26 protein-coding genes are annotated in these 24,630 nt (G+C 45.1%); 6 read left to right on the top strand and 20 right to left on the bottom strand.

The window, feature by feature from the left end:
* Positions 1 to 72 precede the first annotated feature (72 nt).
* Positions 73 to 1,473: a Si-specific NAD(P)(+) transhydrogenase gene (sthA, locus tag AB4493_RS17765; RefSeq protein WP_017061048.1), complete on the top strand. Its 1,401-nt coding sequence runs from the start codon at positions 73 to 75 to the stop codon at positions 1,471 to 1,473.
* Between the two features lie 183 nt (positions 1,474 to 1,656).
* Here sthA and dinF read toward each other — a convergent pair whose 3' ends face one another.
* The 4 genes from dinF to AB4493_RS17745 form a co-directional block, all read right to left on the bottom strand.
* Complete coding sequence (dinF, locus tag AB4493_RS17760) at positions 1,657 to 3,012, bottom strand: MATE family efflux transporter DinF (protein WP_017061047.1); 1,356 nt, start codon at positions 3,010 to 3,012, stop codon at positions 1,657 to 1,659.
* Between the two features lie 117 nt (positions 3,013 to 3,129).
* Positions 3,130 to 4,008, bottom strand: coding sequence for a class I SAM-dependent methyltransferase (locus AB4493_RS17755; protein WP_372155532.1), 879 nt, complete (start codon positions 4,006 to 4,008; stop codon positions 3,130 to 3,132).
* A 97-nt stretch (positions 4,009 to 4,105) separates the two neighbouring features.
* Positions 4,106 to 4,726 (bottom strand): transcriptional repressor LexA, encoded by a 621-nt coding sequence (lexA, locus tag AB4493_RS17750; protein WP_019820514.1) that lies wholly within the window; start codon positions 4,724 to 4,726, stop codon positions 4,106 to 4,108.
* Between the two features lie 94 nt (positions 4,727 to 4,820).
* Positions 4,821 to 5,183 carry a diacylglycerol kinase gene (locus AB4493_RS17745; RefSeq protein ID WP_017061045.1) on the bottom strand — a complete coding sequence of 121 codons (363 nt, stop codon included), beginning with the start codon at positions 5,181 to 5,183 and terminating at the stop codon, positions 4,821 to 4,823.
* A gap of 220 nt (positions 5,184 to 5,403) precedes the next feature.
* Between AB4493_RS17745 and plsB the strand changes: the two genes are divergently transcribed.
* Positions 5,404 to 7,827, top strand: coding sequence for a glycerol-3-phosphate 1-O-acyltransferase PlsB (gene plsB / locus AB4493_RS17740; RefSeq protein WP_017071790.1), 2,424 nt, complete (start codon positions 5,404 to 5,406; stop codon positions 7,825 to 7,827).
* A gap of 103 nt (positions 7,828 to 7,930) precedes the next feature.
* Here plsB and ubiA read toward each other — a convergent pair whose 3' ends face one another.
* Entirely contained in the window at positions 7,931 to 8,785 is an 855-nt protein-coding gene (ubiA, locus tag AB4493_RS17735; RefSeq protein ID WP_017061043.1) for a 4-hydroxybenzoate octaprenyltransferase, read from the bottom strand.
* Complete coding sequence (locus AB4493_RS17730) at positions 8,786 to 9,328, bottom strand: chorismate lyase (protein WP_164091128.1); 543 nt, start codon at positions 9,326 to 9,328, stop codon at positions 8,786 to 8,788.
* Between the two features lie 162 nt (positions 9,329 to 9,490).
* Here AB4493_RS17730 and AB4493_RS17725 point away from each other — a divergent pair, with 162 nt between their 5' ends.
* Positions 9,491 to 9,898 (top strand): flagellar basal body-associated protein FliL, encoded by a 408-nt coding sequence (locus AB4493_RS17725; protein WP_017063771.1) that lies wholly within the window; start codon positions 9,491 to 9,493, stop codon positions 9,896 to 9,898.
* An 87-nt stretch (positions 9,899 to 9,985) separates the two neighbouring features.
* Here AB4493_RS17725 and glpG read toward each other — a convergent pair whose 3' ends face one another.
* The 6 genes from glpG to ftsY form a co-directional block, all read right to left on the bottom strand.
* Positions 9,986 to 10,828: a rhomboid family intramembrane serine protease GlpG gene (gene glpG, locus AB4493_RS17720; RefSeq protein ID WP_017063770.1), complete on the bottom strand. Its 843-nt coding sequence runs from the start codon at positions 10,826 to 10,828 to the stop codon at positions 9,986 to 9,988.
* A gap of 58 nt (positions 10,829 to 10,886) precedes the next feature.
* Complete coding sequence (glpE, locus tag AB4493_RS17715; RefSeq protein WP_017061039.1) at positions 10,887 to 11,207, bottom strand: thiosulfate sulfurtransferase GlpE; 321 nt, start codon at positions 11,205 to 11,207, stop codon at positions 10,887 to 10,889.
* 420 nt (positions 11,208 to 11,627) lie between these two features.
* Entirely contained in the window at positions 11,628 to 12,488 is an 861-nt protein-coding gene (gene rpoH / locus AB4493_RS17710) for an RNA polymerase sigma factor RpoH (RefSeq protein WP_372155531.1), read from the bottom strand.
* A 177-nt stretch (positions 12,489 to 12,665) separates the two neighbouring features.
* Positions 12,666 to 13,634, bottom strand: coding sequence for a permease-like cell division protein FtsX (gene ftsX, locus AB4493_RS17705; RefSeq protein WP_372155530.1), 969 nt, complete (start codon positions 13,632 to 13,634; stop codon positions 12,666 to 12,668).
* Positions 13,621 to 14,298 carry a cell division ATP-binding protein FtsE gene (gene ftsE, locus AB4493_RS17700; protein ID WP_004736585.1) on the bottom strand — a complete coding sequence of 226 codons (678 nt, stop codon included), beginning with the start codon at positions 14,296 to 14,298 and terminating at the stop codon, positions 13,621 to 13,623. Before ftsE ends, ftsX begins: the two co-directional genes overlap by 14 nt.
* A 78-nt stretch (positions 14,299 to 14,376) precedes the next feature.
* Positions 14,377 to 15,651 (bottom strand): signal recognition particle-docking protein FtsY, encoded by a 1,275-nt coding sequence (gene ftsY / locus AB4493_RS17695; RefSeq protein ID WP_136981721.1) that lies wholly within the window; start codon positions 15,649 to 15,651, stop codon positions 14,377 to 14,379.
* Between the two features lie 230 nt (positions 15,652 to 15,881).
* On the opposite strand from ftsY, the gene rsmD reads away from it, so the two are divergent.
* A complete protein-coding gene (gene rsmD / locus AB4493_RS17690; protein WP_017061036.1) occupies positions 15,882 to 16,484 on the top strand; it encodes a 16S rRNA (guanine(966)-N(2))-methyltransferase RsmD in 603 nt (200 codons plus the stop codon).
* A 10-nt stretch (positions 16,485 to 16,494) separates the two neighbouring features.
* A complete protein-coding gene (locus AB4493_RS17685) occupies positions 16,495 to 16,761 on the top strand; it encodes a DUF1145 domain-containing protein (protein WP_016784000.1) in 267 nt (88 codons plus the stop codon).
* 80 nt (positions 16,762 to 16,841) lie between these two features.
* On the opposite strand, the gene AB4493_RS17680 is transcribed toward AB4493_RS17685, so the two are convergent.
* The 4 genes from AB4493_RS17680 to AB4493_RS17665 form a co-directional block, all read right to left on the bottom strand.
* Complete coding sequence (locus AB4493_RS17680; RefSeq protein WP_017061035.1) at positions 16,842 to 17,426, bottom strand: YhgN family NAAT transporter; 585 nt, start codon at positions 17,424 to 17,426, stop codon at positions 16,842 to 16,844.
* A gap of 206 nt (positions 17,427 to 17,632) precedes the next feature.
* The gene (locus AB4493_RS17675) at positions 17,633 to 17,869 is read right to left on the bottom strand and encodes a YecH family metal-binding protein (protein WP_372155529.1); all 237 of its coding nucleotides are present in this window, start codon (positions 17,867 to 17,869) and stop codon (positions 17,633 to 17,635) included.
* 90 nt (positions 17,870 to 17,959) lie between these two features.
* Positions 17,960 to 18,580, bottom strand: coding sequence for a lysoplasmalogenase (locus AB4493_RS17670; RefSeq protein ID WP_017061033.1), 621 nt, complete (start codon positions 18,578 to 18,580; stop codon positions 17,960 to 17,962).
* A gap of 927 nt (positions 18,581 to 19,507) precedes the next feature.
* A complete protein-coding gene (locus AB4493_RS17665; RefSeq protein ID WP_004736595.1) occupies positions 19,508 to 19,882 on the bottom strand; it encodes a hypothetical protein in 375 nt (124 codons plus the stop codon).
* A gap of 244 nt (positions 19,883 to 20,126) precedes the next feature.
* On the opposite strand from AB4493_RS17665, the gene AB4493_RS17660 reads away from it, so the two are divergent.
* The gene (locus AB4493_RS17660) at positions 20,127 to 20,456 is read left to right on the top strand and encodes a DUF2500 domain-containing protein (RefSeq protein WP_372155528.1); all 330 of its coding nucleotides are present in this window, start codon (positions 20,127 to 20,129) and stop codon (positions 20,454 to 20,456) included.
* A 60-nt stretch (positions 20,457 to 20,516) separates the two neighbouring features.
* On the opposite strand, the gene AB4493_RS17655 is transcribed toward AB4493_RS17660, so the two are convergent.
* From AB4493_RS17655 to AB4493_RS17640, 4 genes are all read right to left on the bottom strand, one after another.
* On the bottom strand, positions 20,517 to 21,530 hold the full coding sequence (locus tag AB4493_RS17655; RefSeq protein ID WP_372155527.1) for an acyltransferase: 1,014 nt from the start codon (positions 21,528 to 21,530) through the stop codon (positions 20,517 to 20,519).
* Between the two features lie 169 nt (positions 21,531 to 21,699).
* Positions 21,700 to 22,920 (bottom strand): organoarsenical effux MFS transporter ArsJ, encoded by a 1,221-nt coding sequence (gene arsJ / locus AB4493_RS17650; protein WP_029235838.1) that lies wholly within the window; start codon positions 22,918 to 22,920, stop codon positions 21,700 to 21,702.
* Positions 22,921 to 23,016: 96 nt separating this feature from the next.
* Positions 23,017 to 23,508 (bottom strand): cyclin-dependent kinase inhibitor 3 family protein, encoded by a 492-nt coding sequence (locus AB4493_RS17645; protein ID WP_017061028.1) that lies wholly within the window; start codon positions 23,506 to 23,508, stop codon positions 23,017 to 23,019.
* A gap of 21 nt (positions 23,509 to 23,529) precedes the next feature.
* Positions 23,530 to 24,531, bottom strand: coding sequence for an ArsJ-associated glyceraldehyde-3-phosphate dehydrogenase (locus tag AB4493_RS17640; protein ID WP_017061027.1), 1,002 nt, complete (start codon positions 24,529 to 24,531; stop codon positions 23,530 to 23,532).
* Between the last annotated feature and the right edge of the window lie 99 nt (positions 24,532 to 24,630).

Here is a 24,630-nt window from a genome sequence, read left to right as displayed (position 1 = left end):
ATGTACCCGAGAACAGAATCGGTTAAAATCTCGCTAAAGCAATGTTAATCAAATATAACAAGGAAGATATCTATGCCGCACTCCAACCACTTTGATGTAATCGTAATTGGTAGTGGCCCCGGAGGAGAAGGGGCAGCGATGGGATTAACCAAAGCCGGGTTGAACGTTGCAATCATTGAGAAAGAGAGCAGCGTTGGTGGTGGTTGTACTCACTGGGGAACAATTCCTTCAAAAGCACTGCGTCATGCCGTAAGTCGTATTATCGAATTCAACAGTAATCCGCTGTTTTGTCAGAACAACAAAAGCATACACTCAACGTTTTCTAACATTTTGGGGCATGCCAAATCGGTTATCGACAAGCAGACTCGATTACGCCAAGGCTTCTACGACCGCAACCAGTGCACGTTGGTCTTTGGTACTGCACGTTTTATCGATACCAACACTGTCTCGGTAATGCAAAGCGATGGCACTGAAGAACATTACAGTGCAGACAAATTTGTTATCGCGACAGGCTCTCGCCCTTACCAACCAGATAACGTCGACTTCCTGCATGAACGTATCTACGACAGTGACTCGATTCTTTCTCTTAAACACGACCCGCAACACATCATCATCTATGGTGCTGGCGTTATTGGTTGTGAATACGCGTCGATTTTCCGCGGTTTGGGTGTAAAAACCGATCTTATCAATACTCGTGACCGTCTGTTGTCATTCCTAGACAATGAAACCTCAGATGCACTTTCTTATCACTTCTGGAACAGCGGTGTCGTGATTCGCAACGATGAAACCTTTGAGAAAATTGAAGGCACTGATGATGGCGTGATCATTCACCTAGAGTCAGGTAAAAAGATGCGCGCTGATTGCCTACTGTATGCCAATGGCCGAACGGGTAATACCGATAAACTGAACCTTGGTGCTGTTGGCTTAGAAGCGGACTCGCGTGGGCAAGTCTCAGTAAATACCAATTACCAAACCAATGTTGACCATGTTTACGCTGTCGGTGATGTGATTGGCTACCCTAGCCTAGCAAGCGCGGCTTATGACCAAGGTCGATTTGTGGCTCAGGCAATTGTGAAGGGTGAAGCTGAACGCCACCTTATCGAAGACATTCCAACCGGCATCTACACCATTCCGGAGATCAGCTCTGTTGGTAAAACCGAGCAAGAACTTACCGCAGCTAAAGTACCGTATGAAGTAGGACGTTCTTCTTTCAAACACCTAGCTCGTGCTCAAATTGCGGGTAAAGATATTGGTAGCTTGAAGATCCTGTTCCATCGCGAAACCAAAGAGATTTTAGGTATCCACGTGTTTGGTGAGCGTGCCGCTGAAATCATCCATATCGGACAAGCGATCATGGAGCAGAAAGGTGAAGCAAATACCATCGAGTACTTTGTGAATACGACCTTTAACTATCCAACGATGGCGGAAGCTTATCGTGTTGCAGCACTCAACGGGCTTAACCGTTTATTCTAGATATAGAACCAATAGGAGTATTTGACCACCCATAGGCCAAATGCATAAAACAGCAAGCCATGCGCTTGCTGTTTTTATTTAAGATATTGAATGTTAAGGTATTGATAGTAATTAGATCATGATGTTCTAAATACCCCTTTACCTGTACAGCCTCATTTACTCTCCACAAACAGAGCCCTCGAGCTAAGCGAGAAACTCCCCTTTCTTCCACTGAGAAACAAACAACACACCAAGACCAATTCCGCGCATTGCCATAAAGCTCAGCATCGCTAACCACAGTGCATGGTTCTCTAAACCTGATGCTAAATAGAAAATCGCGAAGAAACTGCAGGTCGCAACAAACATACTATTGCGCATATCCTTGCCCTTAGTTGCTCCAACAAAAATACCATCCAACAAGAAGCACCACATAGACACCAATGGCATTGCGATTAACCACGGTAAATACACCTCGGCTTGACTCTTCACGTCTGGGATTGTGGTGATCATATTGATTAAGCTCGAGCCAACGAGTGCGAACACTATGGTCAGTACCAAACAAATATTGAAGCTCCAGAAGAAAGTTCCAATCAATGACTGGTTCAGCTCATCTTTGTCTTTCGCGCCTATCGCCTTACCGACCATCGCTTCCATTGCGTAGGCAAAGCCATCCATCCCATAAGAGATGATCATCAAGAAACTCATCAACACGGCATTGGCCGCAACAACATCATCGCCAAAGCTTGCACCTTGGAAGGTCATGAAAGTGAAAGTCGCTTGTAGGCATAATGAACGAAGAAAGATATCGCGATTCAATTTCACGAAACGACTCAAACCTTGGCTGGTTTTCTTAAGCAGATCCCATGGCGATGGTAACTGCTTCTTCGCCCAGATTCGGTAAACACAAATTAGGCCAAATGTTAGACCGGCATAATCAGCCATTACAGATGCCAATGCAGCACCTTCCACTTGCCACCCTAAGCCGATAACAAAAACGATATCCAAAACGATATTGGTGATATTGGTGATGATCACCATCCACATTGGCGCTTTGGCGTTTTGAGTCCCGAGCAGCCAACCTAGAATCACAAAGTTAGTCAGCGCGGCAGGTGCACTCCAAGCGCGGATTGAGAAATATTGCTGACCATAGTGCTTAACTTGATCACTGGCGCTACTCAATGAGAAAACTAAATCGGCGACTAAACTGTGTAAAAGTAAAAAGACACCAGCAAACCCTAAGGCCATGGTCACGCCTTGCACAAAAACTAAGCCTAGTTGCTTGCCATCATTCGCACCATAAGATTGTGCAGCTAGCCCTGTTGTCGACATACGCAGGAAACCAAGCAACCAAAAGGTCACGCTGATCATTGTGCCGCCCAGCGCCACACCACCTAAATACCAAGAGTGCTCTAGGTGACCGATAACCGCCGCATCGACTAAGCCCAACAGTGGAACAGTAATATTAGAGAGAACCATCGGGATCGCGAGCAACAGCACTTTTTTATGCATCGCCTGATTGGATAGCGTTTGAAAAATAGTTTGGGGATTAAATAACTTCACGATCACCTCTTAGATTAGAGGCGATAGTTTAACCTAGTGGGTGGGCTTTCACTATGTTGTGGAATTTTACTTATACCGGCTATGTACTCAGTTACTCGAAATACAAAACACCTAGGATTACCACTTAACGAGCACTAACTGCGGCGTTAAACGCTTTTTGACCTGAGAGATCTTACAAAGAAGTCGCTGCCACAATTTCCAACGGTTGCATTTTTGGTCTAGTGGAGAAAACGCTTTTACCCATTGTGCCCATGGCAACCAATTGAGAACACTGTCTATTGGAGAAGATAGGCCATGCGCATACTTTCCTGAACCAAGTTTTTGCCCCAACGTACTTGAGCTTTTATCTCCAGCTAAGACTAAACACGCATGTGCATGAGTAAAGTAGCGACTCAAAGACTGAATGAAGTTCGCCGTCTGCTGTTCATTGCAATCCAGCAGAGCATGTTCACACACCACCATCACCGAGGCTTGTTCTGGAATATTGAGTTCATCCAACCAAGTCAGGCCATCGACAGAACCACACTCCAAACGATAGCGTTCATTTTTGTGGAACAGACGTTGGCGCCACACAAGGTTTTCCGTGACATCTAGCTCAACCCAATGGCAGCGTCCATTATCTAAACGGTAGAAGCGGGTATCGAGCCCTGCTCCAACATTGATGATCCAAGCATCTGGGTTGTGAGATAGAAATTGCTGAACTTGAGAGTCACAAAGTTGAGTCAGTGTTGCGTAGAGAAGTTGTTGTTGGTCTAGCTCGCCAGTAAGACATTCAGGTGCGAGCTGGCAACGCTTGCAGGCTTGAGCTGCGATGGGGTCATAAACGAGACCATCATCGGCTAGGCTTTCACGACTACGAAACCAAAGATGTTGAACGAGGTTGGTCGGAACTTGGAATTCTTGATGTACAGACCCTTGTTCAGAAGAAGCCTTTTGAACAGAGGAGCGCGGCTTACGAGTAAGCGGCTTCATTTGAGGTTTGGTTGGGTTTGGCATCATCATCTTCCTTGTATCTCGACAAAGAAGATGATAATGAATATCAATTACAATGACAAGTTATTGAGAATAAATATCAATAAGCTATTTGTACTGACTACATCCAGTCGGTGTTGCGAATAATACCAACCGCAAGCCCTTCAATAGACAAGTGTTGAGATTCTAGATCGACATGGATTGGAGAAAACTCTTCATTTTCAGCATGTAACAGAACCGTTGAACCTTTACGTTCTAGGCGTTTTACCGTTACATCATCATCGACACGAGCCACTACAACCTGACCATCGCGTACATCTTGTGTTTTATGAACAGCTAATAAATCACCATCCATAATACCGATGTCTTTCATACTTTCGCCATTTACACGAAGTAAGAAGTCAGCTTGTGGTTTAAACATGCCTGGATCAACTTGGTAATGCATTTCTACATGCTCTTGAGCCAAGATAGGCTCACCAGCGGCAACCTGACCGATTAATGGTAAACCTTGCTCTTCGTTTGCTGCATCTTCAAGCAAAATACGAATACCGCGAGACGCACCCGGGATAATCTCAATCGCTTCTTTACGAGCAAGAGCTTTCAAATGTTCTTCTGCAGCATTAGCAGAACGGAAGCCTAGTTCACGCGCGATTTCTGCACGTGTCGGTGGCATACCGGAATCTTCGATCTTACCTTTGATAAGGTCAAAGACTTGTTGCTGGCGGGGCGTTAACGGCTTCATGATTCACCTGTCTTTTTATACAGTTGACTGTGAGTATATCCAGTAACTGAACAAAAGCAAAGCAATTGGTTGTTTTTAGTTCATTTTTAGCAAATTACAAAAACAGGATCTCTAGCCACACATAACCTGCGAGTGCCAAACAGATGAAAACTGCTGCCGAACCGACATCTTTAGCCATCCCAGAAAGCTCATGATGTTCACTGCCGATTCGGTCGACAACCGCTTCAATCGCGGTATTGATTAGCTCGACAACCATCACCAATACCACCGATGAGATCATTAAGATTCGTTCAACTTGGCTTACATCTAGGTAAAATGCCAACGGAATAAGCACGACCGCCATGAACACTTCCTGTCGAAATGCAGCCTCATTTTTAAACGAACTCGTAATGCCTTGCCATGAAAAGCCTGCTGCTTTGATGATGCGTTTGAATCCGGTGTTTGATTTTTTGGTCATTTTTAACCCTATACTCAATCAGTCGATGAATGATTTTCCACAAACTTAACGGCAATATGACTATTTCCATTAAAAGGTTAGACCAGTTTCTGGTATTCTTGCATCGATTAAATTTACGCCTAGGCTTATCCCTATTTCACTCATAGGATTTATCCTTTTTATCAGAGAAATAGAGATACGCTTCAGCACATTGAAATAACTATTGAGGCAGTGAACCTATATGTCTTCTGGACAATCTTTTTCACGTTCATTAATGAAGCTACCTTTATCCGTATTGGTAAAGGGCACATCAATTCCTTCAAACCCTGTTGAGGATTTGAACATTGATTTGAGCAAACCGATTGTATACGCCTTACCGTTTCGCTCAAGTGTCGACATTCTTACATTGCAAAAACATGCACTTGAATTAGGCCTACCTGATCCGTTGAGCAAGCTTGAAATCAACGGCAAATCACTGCAACGCTACGTTTTCATCTCTTCTCGCAAAACTCTGCTGCAAGACGATGATTATGTACCAAGCTCTTCAATTGAAGTGTTCTCTGAATTGCTTTCACTGCACGCCGACGACTCTGAACTCGATGTTCAAGTTATCCCTGCTACCGTTTTGTGGGGGCGCAAACCTGGTAAAGAGAATAACCAGAAGCCTTACCTACAGGCAATGAACGGCTTAGAGAAATCAAAAGCGGTATTGCTAGCCGGTCGTGACTGCTTGGTTCGCTTTAGTCCTGTGGTTTCTCTGCGTTACATGGCCAACTCACACGGCACCGACAGCACCATCGCGCACAAACTGGCGCGCGTGGCACGTATTCACTTCTCTCGCCAAAAGCTTGCAGCATCAGGCCCTAACCTGCCAAGCCGCCAAGCTCTGTTTGATCGCCTGTTAAAATCAGAAGCGATCAAAAAAGCGATTGAAGACGAAGCACAAGCAAAGAACATCTCGATCGAGAAAGCGAGCAAAGAAGCTCAAGACATCATGGACGAGATTGCTGCGAACTTCTCTTACTCGCTGATCAAGCGTGGTGAAAAGATTCTTGGTTGGCTGTGGAATAAGTTGTACCAAGGCCTGCATATCAGCAACGCTTCAACGGTTCGTAAGTTGGCTCAAGATGGTCACGAGATTGTTTACGTGCCTTGTCACCGTAGCCACATGGACTACTTACTGCTTTCTTATGTGCTTTACCACGAAGGCATGGTGCCTCCGCACATCGCTGCGGGTATCAACCTGAACTTCTTCCCTGCCGGTCCTATTTTCCGTCATGGTGGTGCGTTCTTTATTCGTCGTAGCTTCAAAGGCAACAAGCTGTACTCGACGATTTTCCGTGAATACCTAGCGGAGTTGTTCGCTAAAGGTTACTCAGTAGAGTACTTCAGTGAAGGTGGTCGTTCTCGTACAGGTCGTTTATTGCAAGCGAAGACCGGCATGTTGGCGATGACTATTCAAGCGATGCTGCGCGGCATGAATCGCCCGGTGACTTTGGTTCCTGTGTACATCGGCTACGAGCACGTGATGGAAGTGGCGACTTACGCAAAAGAACTTCGTGGTAAGCGTAAAGAGAAAGAAAACGCGAGCTTAGTGATTCGTACCATTCGTAAGCTGCGTAACTTTGGTAAAGGCTACGTGAACTTCGGTGAGCCAATTCAACTGAACCAATACCTGAATGAACACTCACCTGAGTGGACCAAAGACATCGACCCAATGGGCACTAGCAAACCACAATGGATGAACCCGGTGGTTAATGACTTGGCGACCAAAATGATGACGCACATTAACGATGCGGCAGCGACCAATGCCCTGACCCTTTGTGCAACGGCACTATTGGCTTCAAGACAGCGCGCATTGTCTCGTGACTCTTTGGTTTCTCAGATTAATTGCTACCTGTCTCTGCTTAAGAATGTTCCATATTCGGCAACGTTCACTGTGCCAAAAGACAGCGCTGAAGATTTAGTAAAACATGCTGAATCACTGAACAAGTTCTTGATTGAATCAGACTCAATGGGCGACATCATTTCGCTAGACCGTCACCAGTCAATTCTGATGACCTACTACCGAAACAACATCATTCACTTGTTTGCTCTGCCATCGTTAATTGCACAGATGACTATTCGTCAACGCGGTTTATCAATTGACGCGATCCAAGAGAACGTTGCTGCTATCTACCCGTTCTTGAAGAAAGAGCTGTTCCTAAGCTACGACGAAGACAAGCTTGAAGGCGTGGTTTCTAACATCATTGAAGAGCTGGTTAACCAAGGTATGCTTGTGGTTTCTGATAATGAAGTCACCATCAACCAATCAAACAGCCAAGCACTGATGCTGTTAGGTCGTACGATTTCAGAAACGCTACAACGCTACTCTATTGCTTTGAACCTGTTAGCAGAGAACCCTGATCTGGATAAATCCGATCTTGAACAGAAGAGCCAAGACATTGCACAGCGACTTGGTCGTCTGCAAGGCATCAATGCACCAGAGTTCTTCGATAAAGGCGTGTTTGCGTCGATGTTCGCAACTCTGAAACAACAGCAATATCTGGATAACGATGGTAACTGTGATTTAGACAAGACTCAGCAATTCGCTAAGCTTCTCTACTCAATGCTTTACCCTGAAGTACGTTTGACGATTCAAGAGAGTATCCACCAAGCGGAGTAATCATCAGCTTAGAATCTCTTGAATAGCGAGACCGAACACGATCAAAAAAGGCACCCAATGGGTGCCTTTTTCTTTAGCGTTCGTTAACTCGAAAAGCGGATGCTTACCAGAAGGTAATGAACAAGCCCGCTGTCACTGCCATTCCAACATAGTTGTTGTTTAGAAAGGCTTGGAAGCATAGGTCTCGATCACGGTGGCGCATCAGGTGTTGTTGATACACAAATAAGCTTCCCGCTACCAACAGTGCCCAATAGAAGGTATCTCCTAGTTGGTAATGCATGCCTAACGCAATCAGCATCGCTAGGGTGACGAGTTGCAAAGAGCCAACAATCAGTTTATCGAAGCGACCAAATAAAATAGCCGTCGATTTAATACCAATCTTCAAGTCATCATCTCGGTCAACCATCGCATATTGCGTGTCGTAAGCAATCGTCCACAACGCGTTAATCACGAAGACAAACCACACAATGCTTGGCAGTTCATTGGTTTGTGCCGCCCAAGCCATTGGTATCGCCCAACTAAACGCTAAGCCAAGAAACAACTGTGGAAGATGCGTAAAACGCTTCATGAAAGGGTAAATGAACGCCAGACCCACACCAATAAATGAGAGCTTAATGGTCAGTGGATTCATGGTGAGTACCAGCAAGAATGAAACTACGGCTAGCACTAAAAAGAGCAGAATCGCTTCCTTACTGGAAACCAAACCAGACGGCAGTGGACGCTGCTTGGTACGTTTAACATGACCATCTACTTTACGGTCCGCAAAGTCATTGATCACACAGCCAGCTGAACGCATCAACACCACGCCGAGTACAAAAACAACCAAGACATCAAAATCAGGCATACCTTGTGCGGCGATAATCAGTGACCACAAGGTCGGCCAAAGGAGTAATAGGGTACCAATCGGGCGATTCATTCGCGTTAATTGCCAATACGCCTTCGCTTTGGTGGCAAGCATTTACACACTCTCCTTAGAGTAAATGGGTGATGTTGGTAAAAACAGTTCTGCCACAAGCATCGGTTTATGGTTCATCCATAATCGAGAACGACGCGCGAGTAATCGCTCATCGCCTGCGATAACCCAACCAACTTGCAGCGCATCTCGCTCCACGTTCTCAGCACTAAAAACGGTCAATCCAAGCGGGACATTACCTTGTTGAGAAAGGTCTGAGTGCTGATGATCTTCTAATGTGACTCGGGGAATCAAGGTTCGACCTAACACCCACGGTTCGTCATCACCCTTTAAAATCACTTTACGCAGTAAGCAATCAAACGATGATAAAAGATGTTCCTCGTCTTGTTGCAGCATTGAGCGTTCTACAACTTGATTATGAAGCAACTCAACAGACAGGTGCTGACAGCACTTCCCCAACTTGCGGGAAAGAGAACCTTGCTCCATCAGCCACTCTTTGGTGGTTTCATTAGGAAAATCAAATGTTTCTGTACTTTGCCAATCTACATTCATTAACGAATTAAGATACAGCGATATTGGCTGATTCATACTAGTATTCAATAGGTGACTTTACACGTACAATAAAGCTTCAACTTTCGAACAAAATTAAAGCGTTCTTCGAATTGTAAACGTATTTAGATTTAGACCGCTCATTGTAACAAGACTAATGCGTTTCGAATATCGCGAATAAACTAAAGAAAAGTCACAAATATGCACAAACGTTATGTAGCCCAAATATTTCTTGCGATTACCCTACTCTTTTCAGCATCAAGTTTCGCGGAAGAGGAGTCGGCAGCTAAACTCGCCTACTTCACGCTAGAGCCAGACCTGACCACCAATTTTTACACTAAAGGTAAAAAACTGGGCTACATTCAGGTTCGCCTCGACATCATGGTGGCAAATAGTAGCGACTTGGCCGCTATTGAGCATCACCAACCACTGATTCGCGATGCGGTGATTGAATTGCTTGGCAAACAAAACGAAGAAACCATTAAATCTCTATCTGGCCGTGAAGACTTAAGAAAATCCTTAGTTGAACACCTCAACAAGATTTTGCTTCCAGAGACAGGTAAAACCCTGATTGCTGACTTACTGTTTACCAAATACCTTTATCAGTAATGATGTAAAACGAATCCCAATAAAAAAGCGGCTCATCTGGCCGCTTTTTTTGTCTCTATCGTTTGGCTACTCATTAGAAGATATGAATTAGCTTCTTGCCGAGCTTGGTGCTTTCATCGCATCGATAAAGCCAATAATCACACCAGCGGCTAGACCAGCTAAATGCGCCGTATTGGCGATAGCCATAAATGGCTGCATGTACCCAAGCACCAACCACACCAACATAAAGCCGACAATCTGTCTTGGGATACCTAAACCAAGTTGTGGCGCCTTCGCACCAACCACCCATAAGTAACCAACCAAGGCATACACAACACCAGACAAACCACCGAAGTTCGCCCCTTCAACCCAATACTGCCCAGCACCTGAAAGCGCAGAAGAGACAGCAAAGATCTGAAGTAGCTTGAGGCTGCCAAGTTTCTTCTCAATGTCTCCACCTAGCTGCCACCACCACAAAATATTAAATGCGATGTGCATAACAGAGAAATGTAGAACGGCATGACTCAACCAACGCCACAGCTGCCATTGCTGTCCATCCACCGCTGGGAAATGTAGGGCATTGAAAATAGCTTGGCCAAAACCGATCTGTTGCAGCGCAAAAATCACCACACACACCAACATCAGGCTTAGTGTCACAGGGCCTGCTTTGGCTTTGATCATGCCCATGAAGCTTGGCGTGTGGTAATGGAAGTTGCTCTTTCTGGTCTCTGCCATGTCCCAAGATGCAGCTTGATAGCGCTTATGATTGGGCTCAGCCAGAAAACGATTCAGCTCAGCTTCGGTTTCAACCTGAAATTGGCCATCAAGAAGCCAAAGAGCAAAACGCCCTTCTCCCTCTGGAGACATCTGAATAGGGATCTGACGAGAGGCCATATAATCAATAAATGCTTGAGCAAGACGTGGATTGTCTAACACCATCAATCTAATCATTGTTACTTCCTATTCATTCTATGAGGGATGCTTGAGGCGGTTCAGGTGATGAAAGTCATTAACCTGCGATCACTGGAAGTTCAGCACGATGCCAAGCTTCGAAACCACCATCAACACTATATACCTCTTCAAAGCCTTGGTTCACTAAATATTGTGCCGCACCTTGGCTACTGATGCCGTGGTAGCACATCACTAAGATAGGTTGTTCGAACTCAACCTCATCCATGAATGACACCATCGTATCGTTAGTCAGGTGGTAGGCTGTTTTTGGGTGGGCAACCGCAAAAGACTGCGGGTCACGTATATCGACAAGTCGAGCTTCGCCTTGTTCGATGAGGGCTTGAGCGCCTTTAACATCGATATGTTTAAACTGGTCCATGACTTTCTCTTTTTATACTGATTTACTTTGCTGCCATTGTAACCTATCCCAAGGCTAACATTCACATCCACTTAATAAGGTTATCCACCAGCGATCACTTTTACACCATTTGTGGATAAATCTGTGAATTGCGTGAATAAAGTGTCTTTTCAAAAATAGATCCACAACATGTAGTAATGATCCTGATCTAACTGTGGGTTAACTGAAACATATCCCCACTCGAAAAACCCCGTCAAAGCCTTACTACACACTGCTTTTAGATAGCTGACGAATAAACTTCTCACAGAGTTATCCACAAAATCATTTTGCAAATTTCGATCGCAAAAGTTGAGAAATCGATCCAAAACAAAAAGGCCGAGATCTCTCGATCTCGGCCTTTTCAAAATTCAGCTATTTGTTAGCTCTACTAGAAAGTAGAAGCTAATAGAAATCACCAACGGCTTGTTTCAATTTCTTCATCGCATTCTTTTCTAACTGGCGAACACGCTCAGCTGAGATACTGTAGGTATCCGCTAAGTCTTGCAGGGTTGCCTTGTTGTCGTCTAACCAACGTGAGCGAACAATGTGTTGGCTACGCTCGTCTAAGCTTGCTAGTGCTAGCCCTAGGCGATTATTGGTGTGTGACTCCCAGTTAGCCGCTTCAACCGTCTCAGCAACGTCTGACGCCTTGTCTTCTAGGTAGTAAACTGGAGCAGTGTAAGCAGAACCGCCATCGTCATCGTCCATAGGCGCTTCAAACGTCGCATCTTGTGCTGCTAAGCGAGATTCCATCTCACGAACTTCTGAAGGCTCAACACCCAGTTCACGAGCAACCGTCTCAACTTCACCGTTATTGAACCAACCCAAACGCTTTTTAGACTTACGAAGGTTAAAGAACAGTTTACGCTGTGCCTTAGTGGTCGCAATTTTAACGATACGCCAGTTACGTAGAACGTATTCATGGATTTCAGCTTTGATCCAGTGAACAGCAAACGAGACGAGACGAACACCAACTTCTGGATTGAAGCGCTTAACAGCCTTCATCAAGCCGATGTTACCTTCTTGGACGAGATCAGCCATTGGTAGCCCGTAGCCAGAGTAGCCTCTTGCAACGTGCACCACGAATCTTAGGTGGGAAAGGATCAAGCCTTTCGCAGCGTCGATCTCACCTTTGTAATGTAATCGCTCTGCAAGTCCACGTTCCTCTTCAGGAGTCAGCATAGGGTAGCTGTTCGCTGAGCGGATATAGCTATCTAAACTATCTTGTGTGACTAAAGCCATTTGATACGCTTGGTTTGCCATTCGGTTCCTCATCAATCTCTGATCTGGAGTAATACATCTATTAAAACCCTACAATCTTGAACCTAAAATGAACAGGTTTCAAGGAGGGGGAAGTAATTATGCATAATCAATTCGTCTATACAAGGCAAAAACTGGTTAAGAAGTGCCTATTTTTCGTCTAAATATGACTCTATTCACCTAAACTGGTTCAATTTCTTTTAGGTGACGCTGTGCAGAAAGCTTTGCAGCCACACTACCAAGCAGAGTTCCGACGATCAAAAGCAGTAAAGATTCATCCCAACTCAGGCCAATTAAACGGAAGTGGCTGTCGTATAGCTGAGCCAAGTCATCCACCGCGCTGTTCAGCAATACGGTAATCAATGCCGTCATTACCCAAGCGCTAATCGAACCTAAAACGCCAAACCACATCCCAGCATAAAGGTATGGTCGAAGAATGTAGCTGTCGGTCGCACCAATCAGCTTCATGGTTTGAATCTCTTCTTTATGCGCCAACACATTAAATCGTAGTGTATTGCCGATGATCAGAAATACCGCGCCCAGCATCAATACCGTTAAGGTAATCACGATGACAGCCGCTAATGCTTTGATCGCATCTAATCGCGCTAACCAATCTTCGTCTAGGCGAACATCGGTCACTAATTCTTGTTGTTTAACTGTGCCTGCCAGCTCTTTAATTAAGGGATCGCTGTGTACGCTTGGCGTAATCACCAGCACACCTGGCAGTGAATAATCGTCGAGAATGGTTAGGGCGTCTTCAAAACCAGAATACTGGCTGAGGTCTGCAAGCCCTTGCTGCGGAGAAATGTACTCCACCAGCTCAACTTGATCCCAACTTTCGATTTCATCCTTAAGCACCATTACTCGTGGCTCAGGAATACCATCCTCTACATAAGCACTTATTTGTGACGGGCTAGTGACATCTTGCGCTACTTCACCCACATTTTTACCCAATAGGTACAAACAAGCAGGCATCGCCAACGCCATAGAGATCACCGCAAGGGTCAGCAAGTTGCCTAACGGACGCTGCCACATTTGCGAGAACGATGACTTGGCTTGTTTCCAGTGAACAACAAAGAAGCCGTCGCTTGAAGCGCGGCTTGCTGCTCGATTAGATTGAGGTTTTTTGATGCGCTTATTCGCGGCCATAGTCTTCAACCTCACTCAAAAATCCTTGGTTTAATTCAAGATGGCGGTACTGAGGGCGAGTGTTCACTAACCCGATATCGTGCGTCGCTAGGATGATCGTCACACCTGCGCGGTTGAATTCTTCAAATAATCGCAACACACGGTTAGATAATTCAGGGTCTAGATTACCGGTAGGCTCATCGGCTAAAAGCAGAGTTGGACGGTTAACCACGGCGCGAGCAATACCCACGCGTTGTTGTTCACCACCAGAAAGTTGGCTTGGCAAACAACGGGCTTTATCTAATAAACCGGTTTTATCCAACGCAGCACTGACTCGGCGTTTTATTTCGTTTTCAGAAATAGATTCAATACGCATAGGCAGAGCGACGTTATCGAAAATCGAACGGTCCATCAGCAGGCGATGGTCTTGAAAAACAATCCCAATATTACGGCGTAAGAAAGGAATGTCTTTGGCTGGGATACGAGTGATATCGTGATCGTTGAACCAGACACGTCCATCAGTTGGACGCTCTATCGCGCAGATCAACTTCAGCAAGGTACTTTTACCAGCCCCAGAGTGCCCACCCAAAAAAGCCATCTCTCCACGTTTCAGGTGAAAGTCCACTTTTTGGAGCGCTTGTCTTCCACCTCGGTAGGCTTTACTCACTTGCTGAAATTTGATCACCGAAAATTCCTCTTACGATCACTAATATCAAATTTAAAAACGGTAGCAGATTAAGGATAAACCACTTTGCTACTCGCGTTACTCTTCGCGGCTAAATAGTGCTTCAATGAAGTCTTTAGATTCAAATGGACGCAGGTCATCAATACCTTCACCCACACCAATGTAGCGGATTGGAATCTGGAACTGGTCAGCAATTGAGAAAATTACACCACCTTTCGCCGTACCATCTAGCTTAGTCAGTGTAATACCCGTAACTGGAGCCACTTCACTGAACAACTTCGCTTGGCTGATAGCGTTCTGACCTGTACCTGCATCGAGCGTTAGCATGATTTCGTGTGGCGCAGAGTCATCAATCTTCTTCATTACACGAACGATCTTGCGTAGCTCTTCCATCAGGTTGCTCTTGTTCTGCAAACGACCGGCTGTATCAGCAATCACAACATCAACACCACGAGCCTTCGCTGCTTCAATCGCATCGTAGATAACAGACGCACTGTCCGCACCAGTGTGTTGAGCGATAACTGGCACATCGTTACGCTGACCCCAAACCTGAAGCTGTTCAACGGCTGCAGCACGGAAGGTATCACCCGCTGCTAGCATCACTTTCTTGCCTTCATTTTGGAATTGTTTCGCCAGCTTACCGATCGTAGTTGTCTTACCTACACCGTTCACACCCACCATTAAGATAACGTAAGGTGTTTTAGTGGTATCAACAACCAGTGGCTGTTCCACTTGGCTTAAGATGTCTGCCATCTCTTCTTTGAGCAGACCATAAAGCGCTTCACCGTCTTTTAGGTCATTGCGAGATGCTTTTTCTGTCAGGTTTTCAATGATTTTAACCGTGGTATTCATACCCACGTCAGCAATCAGAAGTTGCTCTTCTAGCTCTTCAAACAGGTCTTCATCGATTTGCTTGCCTTTGAACAGACCAAAGAAACCAGCACCGATGTTTGCTTTAGTGCGGCTTAGGCTGCGCTTAAGACGAGCAAAGAAGCTTTCTGTCGGCTTCTCTTGTACTTCTTCAACCTTAGCTTGAGGAACTGCCACTTCTTCCTGTTCTGCTTCTGCTTCTGCTTCTGCCTCTGCTTCTGCCTCTGCTTCTGCTTCTGCTTCTGCTTCTGCTTCTGCTGCGACAGGTTGCTGCTCTTGTTGAGCTTCTTCAAGCGCTTGCTCAGATTCAGTTGGCTTAACTTGTTCAGCTTCAGGCGCGACCTGTTCAGCCTCAACTTGTGATTCAACTTCAGTTTGATCTTCAACGCTTTCTACGTTCGCTTCATTCTGAGTTTTTGGGCTTTGTTCTTCTTCACCAAAACCAAGCCACGATAATAATCCGCGCTTCTTTTTTTCCGTCATCAGAGGAGTTTCCTAGATCTACTAATTAGCTGTATTGACTTAATACACGTCGACTCTTTGCTATTGTTATACAATACAAGCTTGTACAAACGAATAGTAAAGAAAAATGACAAAGCAGTGATAAGTTTGCTTTTAGCTTGATACACTTTGTCATTGCAAATTTATTTAATACACGAACCCACTTAAATTGGGCTCGGTATAGTATCACTTTATTAGCGGTCAAAAAATCTATGGTAAGACGTCGCCAGCAAAACACATCACAAAAAAAGCCATCCGGAGGCTTTGTTCGAATTATTAGTGGCTCATGGAGAGGTAGAAAGCTGCCTGTTCATGATTTAGAAGGATTACGTCCAACCATTGACCGAGTAAAAGAAACACTCTTTAACTGGGTGGCTCAAGATATCCCACATTCAACTTGCTTGGATGTATTTGCCGGTTCTGGCGGTCTAGGTTTTGAAGCAGCTTCTCGCCAAGCCAAAATGGTGACACTGCTCGAAATGAATCAAAAGGCGGCTAAACAGCTTTCTGATAACGCGAAAGAGCTCAAGGCAGACAACATTAATGTCGTGAATACTGATGCTATCTCTTTCCTTAAGAAACCAGGCACTCCTTACGATATGGTTTTCCTTGATCCACCATTTCGCAAAGGCTTACTGGCAGAAACAGTACAACTGCTTGAGAGTAACGGTTGGCTTGCAGACAATGCCATCATTTACGTCGAGACAGAGAAAGAACTGAAACTCGAAGCTATGCCAGAGAACTGGGAATTGCATCGCGATAAGACCACCGGACAGTCAAGCTACCGACTGTTCAATCGAATTACTGAAGAATAGGAGTTATTGAATGAAGTTCTTGCTTCCACTAGCAAAAGCAGCCATCGCCTTTGTTTGGTTTATCTTGATCGTAAATATTTTCTACCCGTTCCCGGGTAATGCTGCGATTGCGCTTTATATCATGACAGCATTCTTGTTCTTCATGCACGGCCTGCAGATGCTGATTTTCATCGGTGCTTTCGGCGACAAGATCGAGATGTCACGTTGGGAGAAGTGGTCAATATTGATTTTCGGAGTCTTTGCCCTACTCGATATCCGTCGTAAGCACATGATGTAATCGAAATAAAAACCGAAGAAACAGATACAAAAACGCCGCTCAGTAGAGCGGCGTTTTTTTATTGAGTAATGGTAGCAACACTAGCCCATGTAGCCCTTCACGCCATCCAAGAACATTTGAGTCGATAGCATCACAAGTAACAAGCCCATCAAGCGCTCGATGGCTTTAAGCCCTCTCTCACCTAGTACTCGTAGGAAGAAGCCATTAAACATCAGAATGAAGAAGGTAGCGCCCCAAGCCAGCATCACAGCCGCTGAAAGCTCTAACATGTTGTCTGGATGCTGGGTCGACAGCAGAATCAGTGCAGCAATCACTGACGGACCTGCAATCATAGGAATCGCCATCGGCACAATAAACGGCTCTTCACCCGCCGCAAGGCCAGTAATGCTGCCTGCGCTTGGGAAAATCATCTTAATCGCGATGATAAATAGAATGATACCGCCAGAAATACTCAAGGTTTCAGGCTGTACGTGCAGGAAGTTCATGATGCTTTGACCCGCAAATAAGAACAGCAGCAAGATAACCAGTGCGAACATCAGCTCACGAATCAGAACAATACGGCGACGCTTCGGGTCAATATGCTTAAGGATAGAGAGCACGATTGGCAAGTTGCCAAGCGGGTCCATGATAAGAAACAGCATGGTTGCTGCAGATAAGATTTCCATAAGTTTGTCTCGAAAAGCGTAAGTGCGCGGAGTATAGCAGCCTCAACATTGATTTTCGAACGCAGTGATAAGCGGGTTAACTGATGCTTTTAAAAGGGGATGCTATAAGAAGGCAAATTAGCGAAAGCAGATTGAAAGGTAATGAAAAGAGTGGAGCCGAAACATGCACCCACTCTTTATTCACGAATAAAACAAGCCACTAAGAATTAGTGATTACACACACGTTCGCGGTTAGTGCAAAGCTTATCATCGACAACGACAACCTTTTCCATCTTCAAGAAAAACTTCAACAGGCTATCTAAATCCAGACCATTGAGCTTACAAGTATAGAAGCGAGCTTCTTCGCCATAGGTTTGAGCAAGCGCTAATGTTAGCTCTTCGCGAGTCAGTGGCTTTTCACTAAGCAGGTTTAAAACGTTGTGTGCGTGAATTTCAGTCGTCATAACTCAATCTCATGTTTAATGAATTACACGTAGAGTACCGAGTTTTAGCAACGCCGTTTTGATGTAGCTCAGGCTTGAGAGAGCTCTACCCTAAATAGTAATCGATGCGACGATGAATGCGTGTGCGAGAAAGTAACTGCCCGTTACCCAAAAGTAAGCGCCCTTGATTGGGCTGCGGTAACTGTTTAGCGCATAAGCTAAGGCCGAAAGGAGCAGCACGCTACAGCCAGCAAAACCGACCGCGTGTGATAACTGAGGATCCAGCAGCCAAACCTCACCAGAAGCCCATGCTAACTGAATAAGCACAATGCCCATGATGACCACGGGAAAAACGAGTTTGTCTAAGCGTGGCAGCAGTAAAAAGAAAGCAACAACGCAAGCTGCCAATAACAGCGCGAACAACCACCAAACCATTTCACCTGATAGCTGTAACCAAAAAGCTTTGCTGTAACAGAGTTGAGCCAATAAGAAGCAGACAAAATGCAGAGGGCGTTTTTGAGTGAGAGTATGAAGCACATCTGCGATCGCAGAGATAGCCAACCCCGCAACTATCCAATAGGTAAAGTCAGCCACAACCGACTGAGTTAAAGCAATTGTCGCTAATAATACAAAGGTAAATACCTTATACGATAAGGCCTGACCGATATGTCCATGTTTCGTTCCTGCTATTGCTCCGATACCAGATAAGGAAACCGCTAACCAACTCCACATACCACTTGCCCTATTGCTTTAAATCGTCGCCAGTCTAGGCACACGAGTGTTGATGTAAAGCCTCAGCCCCTCAAAATTGGATCTTGATTACGCTTCCACTAAAAAGAGTCTCTTTAGATTGAAGTCGTAACAATTACCACCATGACAATGGCCATTCGTTTAAAACTAGAACGAATCATCATAAAACCCATTCAAACTGGCATTAGAGTCGCCATACTTGAATTTTGGCCAATTCTAACCTATCGACCCCACCAAAACCGGCCTAATTCCGTCAAATACCACACTTAAAAAATTAAAATAACCACATTTAAAGTAAATAATAACAATAACTTAAATAAACAAACTCAAGATTAATAGGAAAATAAAAACGCCAACCAAGCCTAGACTTGTAAAGTAGCCAGTTTTCTTTTTTAATGCCCAGTTTTGTCAGGTTATTTCAAGCCTCCGGTAAAAATCGCCACAAAAACCAAGCCGAAAACTTAAAAAACCAACCAAAACCAACCTAGCCACCACCAACCTCTATTAATACAGTTTAACAACCTTTAACAATATAAATTACACAAAACAACCATTACAAAACAACAAGTTAAATCAAATCAGAACAAACATAAATCACAACGAACAAATTAAGAACACACCATAAAACACAGTTAAACACTACCAAACAAGCCAAAAACTCATAGTTTTCTACTACTTTTAAAGCTTTCGAAAGTAATTCTTGATCTAAGGCCATAAGTAGTGCTATTCTTTAAAACATAGCGAGAGACAACCAAATTTAGGAGTAGTGTTATGATTTCATCTTCGCAAAGACAAGGACTTGTAATGATCGCGGTAGTTGTAGGTCTAATGACACTACCGATGATGTACTAAGCAAGTTACAGATAAAAAAAGGGACGCCATGAGCGTCCCTTTTTTTGTTCAATTTTTTCACTTCGAAAACAGATGCAGTGTTAGCACATCCCAGTTCGCATAATAGAAACCTGCGGCAGCTAAAGTCATTGCCATCATCAGTAAGATCGCAACTCGCCAGATAAAACGACCACTACGTGGAGTCAGCTCCTTCTCACAGTCGTTACACATCATGATGAACTTATGTTGGTCTTCCAACTTAGCCTCATGTTCATTGACTACCTTATTACGACACGTTGCGATATAGCGCAGCTTGCTCACCATATCGTGCGGTAGCCTTTCTTCACAGCTTGTTACAAGCTCATGCAATCCTTCGCCTTCGGCATGATATTGAAGCCTCAATAATTTCTCTATATTGCGAGTTCTTGTCACCACTTTTTCAATATCGGTCATCTTAGCCCTCCCACTCCACACTATAATTCTAGTCGAGCATTTCCCTATTCTTATACAAAATCACTGTTATTTACGAGAGAAAGAGACAATAAATAACAATGCTTTATCCCAAACTGACCATTAAATGTGATGTCTGCCGAAAAATAATCAGCTTGGCTTACAACAGTTCACGAATAACGGCTTTAAACACATATCCCTATTGCCTGAAAGACTAGAATAACCATCACGACTACATGGAGGTTATATGCCTAATTCACTCTTTTTTGCCATCTTTGCTCTCGCTGCTCTAGCGGCTTGGGTATTTATTGGTTTCTATCGAAAACACATGCAAGGCGAGAACGCACCAGAAAAGAAAGTGAACGTCACGGTATTAGATAAACAATCCATCGACCTTCCTGATGCAGAACCAGGTCAAGAAGACCAAGAGTATTGGATTTATGTTCAACGTGGTGTGGTTGGTCCGAAGCGAGAATTCCAAGTCGGCATCCACTATTTCCACGCCCTTAACCCTGGCGACAAAGGAACCTTAACCTACCAAGGCGATAAGTTCTTACACTTTGCGTTGAAGCGCTAAACGTCAGCCGCTTCAACTGTCGTCCCTAAGCAATCCATCAGAAAGCCTTAGCAATCACCGCTAAGGCAATAACCAACGCGTTTTCTCTGACTTAGACACCAACCAGCTCATCCATAATGCGCCAGCTCCGCTGATCACAATCCATAATGGAATAAACCATGCCGGATGTCCTTGGTACCAACCAAACTCTTTCATCGGCCACAAGAAAATCGGGTGCAGCAGGTAAATACCTAAGCTGTGCTTACTGATAAAGCCAACCACTTGGTTACTCTTCTCAGACAGGCCTTCACCATAGTAACGGCATACCATGAACACCATGCTCGCGGCTAATACGGTATTCAACGTTTTGTAAGATAGCCAGCGCCCTACCGTGTACTCTTCTGCTACCAAGCTTGCATCAACCACCATGTAAACCGTGGTTAGTAACGCTAGCCCACCCAGTAACACACTCACGCCAACGGTCATCTTGTTAAGTGGCACAATCTTATACAGCAAGTAACCCAATGGTAAGTAACCGGTGTACAACCACAATTCGTGACTCCAAGGGCCATCGATTTTCAGTAAGAACAGCAATGTTGTGAACAACCATACCGCCGTAAAGGCATAGACCGATCTATCACCGTACTTTCTAACCATGATCTGCAAGAACGGAATCACAAAATAGAGTGGGATGAAGTAATAGAAGAAACCAAGGTGGTAATAGGTGTAATGATGGTAGCTATTAAGCAACACGTCCCAACTGACGTCGGCATCAAAGCCCATTGCCGACCAGCCCGACAGATAGGTATAGAAAAGCGACCAGACAATGAAAGGTATCAGTACCTTGCCCAAACGACGCTTGAGGTAGTATTTGGCGTCAAACGGGCGCTGATCACTGAGCATCAGTGCGCCAGTAATCAAAATGAACACAGGTACTGCCCAGCGGCTGAAACCGTTTACCGTAATGGCAGTAAGCCATTCACCAAAAGGAATAGTGCCCAACTCATTGCGATAAGGCGCCAAAACATGAATCGCGATAACCGCTACGGCCGCGACACATCGTGCTAAATCAAAAAAGAGAATTCGCTGCTTCATGTAAATGCCTGATTAATATTCAATCATTCTACTATAGCAATAAAAAAGCTGACCGGAATAAATACCAAGTCAGCTTAGTGTTAAAGGAGATACTTATCGCGAATTTAGCTCATACGACTCTAGCTTCTGCGACTTGAGCTCTCACAAATGAGGCTCATGTGGCTGAAGCTTATGCCGCTGAAATTTGCGGCACTTTCGGTAAACGCAGAGAGATCACCGTCGTTATCGCCAAGAATGCGAAGGAAACCCACAGACACGCAGACAAACCTGCCATTTGGAATACCAAGCCCGACAATATCGTGCCAATCAAACGGCCCATCGCGTTTGCCATGTAGTAGAAACCGACATCAAGAGAAACGCCATCGCCTTTCGCATAACTCACAATCAAATATGAGTGAAGTGATGAGTTCACCGCAAAGATGACACCAAACACCATCAAGCCACCGATAATAACTAACTCGGGTTGCCAGCCAATCTGTACCGCATAAGCGATAGCAGCGGTCACTATAGCCAGCGCACCAGCCCATAACAGCGCGGCATGGCCATCTGGCACCTTACCTTGAGCTTTACCAGTAATCTTCGGCGCTATGCCCTGTACAAAGCCATAAGCGATAGTCCAAGCAGCTAAGAAACCGCCAACCCATGAGTGATCCCAACCAAACACACTGCCTAGGTAAATCGGCAAAGCAATCACAAACCACACATCACGAGCGCCAAACAGGAACATACGTGCTGCGGATAGGATGTTGATGGATTCAGACTTAGAGAAGATCTGTTTGAACTTAGGCTTGGTTTTCGCTTTGCCCATGTCCGCTTCTAAGCTCAACACACTGCCAACGAAGACCAATGCCAACACGGCTGCCATCGCGAGCACGGCGTATTGGAAGCCAATCGTTGAAAGCAGTAAACCACCAATAAAGAAGCCTGCCCCTTTAAGCGCATTCTTAGATCCGGTCAGAATCGCAATCCACTTATAAAGCGCGCCTTGTTGTTCATCAGGAACCAGAGTCTTAATTGAGCTCTTGGCACTCATCTTATTGAGGTCTTTAGCGATACCAGACAAGGCTTGCGCCGCCATGACCCAAGGAATGGTCAGCATTGCCGTTGGCACCGCGAGCATACCCAAGGCGACGACTTGCATGCCTAACCCAATGTTCATGGTCTTATTGAGGCCAAGACGCGCCCCTAACCAGCCACCGATTAGGTTAGTCACCACACCAAAGAATTCATAGAAAAGGAACAGTGAGGCGATTTCTAACGAACTGTAGCCAAGGTCGTAAAAATACAGAACCACCAACATGCGAAGTGCACCATCAGTAATGGTGAAGTTCCAGTAGTTAAAAGTCACCAACATGTATTGGCGAACGCTCTTACTTAGATTTGAAAACATAACGCAATCTCTGCAATCTAAACAAAAAGAGCTTTTGGATCATGATAAGTTCAACACTCCAGATACCAAAAGCTCCCTGTCTAACACTGATGACTATTAGCTATTCGCTACGCCATTAATGTATTCAACCTGGATAGGTTTAGTGAAGGCACCTGGACGCAGTGCCTGCACCTCTTGAACTACCTTGCTCAAATCCCAGCCTTTTTCTAACAGTAGGTGAGCTGCGAACAAACCAGTGCGACCAGAGCCGCCCATACAATGCATTGCAACCTTGCCGCCGTTATCGACGATGTTATGTAGCTCAGGGCTAGCTGCTTGCCACTTCGCAGCAAAACCAGCACCCGGTGCACAGTCGTCTTCAATTTCGATCTGGAACCATTGCATACCTAACGCACGTGTTTTTTCACCAAGTGCCGCCACGTCTTTGCTTGCAAGCTCATGGTCATCAAGTGCTGTCACGATAGCTTCAACGCCTTGCTCTTTTAGCTGAGCCAGTGATGCATCAAGCGTTGCTTCTTTTGTGCCTGGGCACGGAGTAAGCACTAGCGCACCTTGCTCTAGGTCTAGTTGCCATGTTGGATGTATCATTATATCTTCTCCAGATTCTTATTAAGCAAGGCCAACGGTACGAACAAGCTCAGCGGTACGTGTTGCGTAACCCATCTCATTGTCGTACCAAGCGTAGATCTTAACCATGCGCTTACCGACCAACATCGTTGATAGTGCATCCACGATTGTTGAGCGTTGGTCGCCTTTGTAATCGATAGAAACCAGTGGACGCTCTTCAAAGCCAAGAATACCTTTTAGTTCATTCTGAGACGCTTCTTTCAGCATCGCGTTAACTTCTTCTGCCGTGGTGTCTTGCTTCACTTCGAAGATGATGTCTGTCAGAGAAGCGTTCGCTAGCGGTACACGAACTGCGTGGCCGTTGATGCGGTTTTCTAGCTCAGGGAAGATCTCAACAATCGCTTTGGCGCTGCCCGTCGTTGTTGGGATAAGACTCATGCCACATGCACGTGCGCGGCGTAAGTCTTTGTGCGGCGCATCAAGAATAGTTTGCGTGTTAGTTAAATCGTGAATAGTGGTGAAGGCTGCGTTCTCGATACCAAGCTTCTCGTTGATCACCTTAACCACTGGCGCGATACAGTTCGTTGTACAAGACGCTGCCGTTACGATTTTGTGTACCGCAGGGTCGAAGATATTGTCATTCACACCAACAACGATGTTTGCGATGCCTTCTTCTTTCACTGGCGCCGATACCACAACACGTTTCACGCCCTGCTCTAGGTATTTGTTTAGGAAAGAGGTCTTACGGTGAACACCTGTCGCTTCGATAACCACATCACAACCAGACCAGTCGATCGCATCGATGTCGCGCTCTTGTGTGGTCTTGATGCGCTGGCCATTAATGATCATCTCATCGCCTTCTGCAGTTACTTCGTGGTGAAAGCGACCTTGAACTGAATCAAATTCTAGAAGGTGGGCCAGTGTTGTTGTGTCGCCAGCAACATCGTTAATTTGAACAAATTCTAGCTCATCCCAATCGAATGCTGCGCGAAGTGCTAGACGGCCGATACGACCAAAACCATTAATACCTACTTTGACTGTCATTTTCTGTTCTCTCAGTTAATTGCCTTCATATTTGAAGCCGCAGCGTTGTTGACTACGTTCACTTACCGGATCGCCAGCCTCCCTAATCACATAGAGCCA

The organism is Vibrio sp. 10N.222.55.A1 (assembly GCF_041473835.1).
GTDB lineage: Bacteria > Pseudomonadota > Gammaproteobacteria > Enterobacterales > Vibrionaceae > Vibrio > Vibrio crassostreae_C.
This window is presented reverse-complemented; position numbering and strand designations above follow the sequence as displayed.